The sequence below is a fragment of the Nocardia seriolae NBRC 15557 genome, assembly GCF_007990715.1.
Lineage (GTDB): Bacteria > Actinomycetota > Actinomycetes > Mycobacteriales > Mycobacteriaceae > Nocardia > Nocardia seriolae.
On the sequence record NZ_BJWY01000234.1, the window covers coordinates 1 to 3,185 of the forward strand.

Annotated in this window: 3 protein-coding genes and 1 pseudogene; 2 read left to right on the plus strand and 2 right to left on the minus strand. The window is 68.5% G+C overall.

Annotated elements, in window-relative coordinates; genetic code table 11:
- Positions 1-33: 33 nt before the first annotated feature.
- Entirely contained in the window at positions 34-180 is a 147-nt protein-coding gene (locus NS2_RS38680) for a hypothetical protein (RefSeq protein WP_230464221.1), read from the minus strand.
- Between the two features lie 15 nt (positions 181-195).
- Positions 196-411: pseudogene (locus NS2_RS38685) on the minus strand (type II toxin-antitoxin system RelE/ParE family toxin); the annotation flags it as partial.
- Between the two features lie 279 nt (positions 412-690).
- Here NS2_RS38685 and NS2_RS35280 point away from each other — a divergent pair.
- Together NS2_RS35280 and NS2_RS35285 are read left to right on the plus strand one after the other, a co-directional pair.
- A complete protein-coding gene (locus NS2_RS35280; RefSeq protein ID WP_370737326.1) occupies positions 691-2,064 on the plus strand; it encodes an FtsW/RodA/SpoVE family cell cycle protein in 1,374 nt (457 codons plus the stop codon).
- A 55-nt stretch (positions 2,065-2,119) separates the two neighbouring features.
- Positions 2,120-3,181: an amidohydrolase family protein gene (locus tag NS2_RS35285; protein ID WP_033090704.1), complete on the plus strand. Its 1,062-nt coding sequence runs from the start codon at positions 2,120-2,122 to the stop codon at positions 3,179-3,181.
- Positions 3,182-3,185 lie beyond the last annotated feature (4 nt).

The window sequence follows — 3,185 nt, forward strand, 5'->3', positions numbered from 1 at the left end:
GTACTAGGGCGGCGTCGAAGTCTTCCTGCGCGTTCATGATTCGATATCTCCCATCGGGTCGAAAGTCAGGTGGACCGGGTCGGTGTGGTCGGTTTCGCAGATTTTCCGGGCCATTTTCGCGCGCTCGACCTGGGCCGTCTCGCGTGGGCGGGTTTTATGGAACACGGTCAGCAGCACCACCTTTCGACCCCCGGGGAACCAGTATGTGATGCGCGTCGCCCGGTTGCGGCTCAACGTGAATCGGAGTTCGCGCACGCCGTCCCCCAGGTACCGACAATAAGGTTCGGATAGTTCGGGGCCGTATTCGGCAAGCAGGCACGCGGCGAAGTCTGCGCGAGCAAGGTCGGTGGGGCGACAAGTCGGCAAGGAACTCGCGCACCTCGGGCTCGATCTCGATCGCGTACAGCACACCGGCAATTTATCACATCTATGTGATAGTCCGATCGTAGTTCCGTCCCATCCTCGACCCCCGGACGATGCCGGTACCGCTGATCAGCCTCGGTTATCCGTCCTGGCGAGCTGCTTCGGTCAGTTCCTCACCGTGTTCACCGCCATAGCCGAAGCGCTGCTGCTTTGGCTCCTCATCCGCTACCGGACGCGATACTGTTCGGTGTGAGCGCATTTCGGCACAGCCCTCCCCCGGCGAAGTCGAGAGGGCGTGTTCCGCGCAATGCCGAGTTACTACTGTGCGTGGCCGCGCTGGCCCTGACCGCCTTCGCCCTGCTGGCGATGACCTCGGCGACCGGCAGCGGCTTCGACGGCCGCAGCATTCGCGCGCTGCTGGTGTTCACGGTGTTCGTGCTGGCCGCTCATCTGGCCGTGCGCCGCTGGGCACCGGCCGCGGACCCGGTCATGCTGCCCTGCGTGGTGCTGCTCAACGGCATCGGCCTGGTCCTCATCGACCGGCTCGACCGCGCCGAGGCGGTGAACGCCGAGAACGCGGGCAAGCCGATACCGTCCTCGGACTCGGCACACCAGCTGATCTGGACCGGGCTGGGCATGCTGCTGTTCGTGCTGGTGCTGGTCTTCGTGCCGGACCACACCAAACCCGCGCGCTACGGCTACACCGGCGGACTGGCCGGGGTCATCGCGCTACTCATTCCCGCCCTGCTGCCCTCGCGCTTCAGCGAGGTGAACGGCGGCAAGAGCTGGATCCTGTTGAGCGGATTCTCGATTCAGCCCGGTGAGTTCGCCAAGGTGCTGATCATCATCTTCGTGGCCGCCTTCCTGGTCGCCAACCGGGAGCTGTTCACCAGCGCCGGCAAACGCCTGCTGGGCATGACCTTCCCGCGCCTGCGCGATATGGCCCCGCTGCTGCTGGTCACCTTCGTGGCGGTGCTGGTGCTGGTGTACGAGAAGAACCTGGGCTTCTCGCTGCTGGTCTTCGGCACCGTGCTGGCCATGATGTACATCGCCACCGGGCGGGCGTCGTGGCTGCTCATCGGCCTGGCCATGTTCTCGGTCGGCGCGGTCATCGCCTACTACTCGTTCTCCCACGTGCGGGTGCGGGTGCAGGTGTGGGAGGACCCGTTCTCGACGTACTACACGACGGGATACCAGATCGCGCAGGGCCTGTTCGGCATGGGCACCGGCGGGCTGGCCGGGACCGGGCTGGGCAGCGGACGGCCGCAGGACGTGCCGTTCGCCAAGACCGACTTCATCATCACCACCATCGGCGAGGAGCTCGGGCTGATCGGGCTGGGCGCGGTGCTGGCCGTGTTCCTCATCCTGTGCATCCGCGGTTTCAGCGCGGCCCTGACCACCCGCGACGCCTTCGGCAAGCTGCTCGGCGGCGGGCTGGCGTTCTCCATCGGCTGGCAGCTGTTCGTGGTGGTCGGCGGTGTCACCAAACTGATTCCGCTGACCGGCCTGACCACCCCGTTCATGTCCTACGGCGGTTCCTCGCTGCTGGCCAACTACATCATCGTGGCCCTGCTGCTGCGCATCTCCGCCGATGCCCGCTCGGCCCCGCCGCCGCCCACCCGGCCCACCCCCGTGGTCCCGCCCATCGCCGACGCCATGACCGAACACGTCTCGCGTCGGCTGCTGCCCCGCCGCCGCTGACCGCGACCCGAGCCGAATCCTGGTGACGCGCCGCGCATCGGAGGAAGCTGACAGGGTGACTTCTCCCCGTACCGCGCTGGACAACGTCCGCGTCTTCGATGGCAGCACACTCAGCGACCCGACCACCGTCGTCATCGACGGCGCGGTCATCGGAACCGACGACACCGGCGCCGAGCACCTCGACGCGGGCGGCGCGATCCTGCTGCCCGGCCTCATCGACTCCCACGTCCACCTCGCCGACACCGAATCGCCCGGCAAGTTCACCGCGTTCGGCGTCACCACCGCCCTGGACATGGCCTGCGACCCGGACATCGTGGCCGGGCTCCGCAACGCCGTCGGCACCACCGATATCCGCAGCGCGGGCCTGGCCATCGTCGGCCCCGGCGGCATGCACGCCACCTTCCTGCCCGAACCGGCCATCATCCGCGGCCACGATCAGGCCGAACCCATGGTGGCGCAACGCCGGTCGACCGGCTCGGACTACATCAAGCTGATGCTCGAGGCCCCCGGCGAGGGCGGCCCCGACGCGGCCACCGCCAAAACCGTTGCCGCCGAGGCCCACGCCCGCGGCCTGCGGGTCATCGCCCACGCGGCCACCGTCGGCGCGTATGCCATGGCGGTGGACGCGGGCGTGGACGTCATCACCCACATCCCCGTGGAAGCCGCACTGCCGCAGCACGATATCGACCGGATCGCCGCCGAGGGCCGGGTCGTGGTGCCCACCCTGACCATGATGAAGGGCATGTCCGCCGCCCGCGGCTTCCCCGAGGCCTTCGCCAACGGCCTTGCCAATGTGGCCGCGCTGCATGCCGCGGGCGTCCCCATCCTGGCGGGCACCGACGCCAACGCCTCCACCGGCGTCCCCGTGAATCCCGCCTTCGGCGCGAGCCTGCACGCGGAACTGGAACTGCTGGTCCAGGCGGGCCTGTCGCCCCTCGACGCCCTGAACGCGGCGACCACCCTGCCCGCCCGCCACTTCGGCCTGGCCGATCGCGGCGCCATCGCGCCCGGCCTGCGCGCGGATCTCGTGCTGTTGGACGCCGACCCGCTCACCGATATCACCGCGACCCGTGCCATCCGCCGGATCTGGTCGGCGGGAATCCCCGTCGCGAGCTAGTACT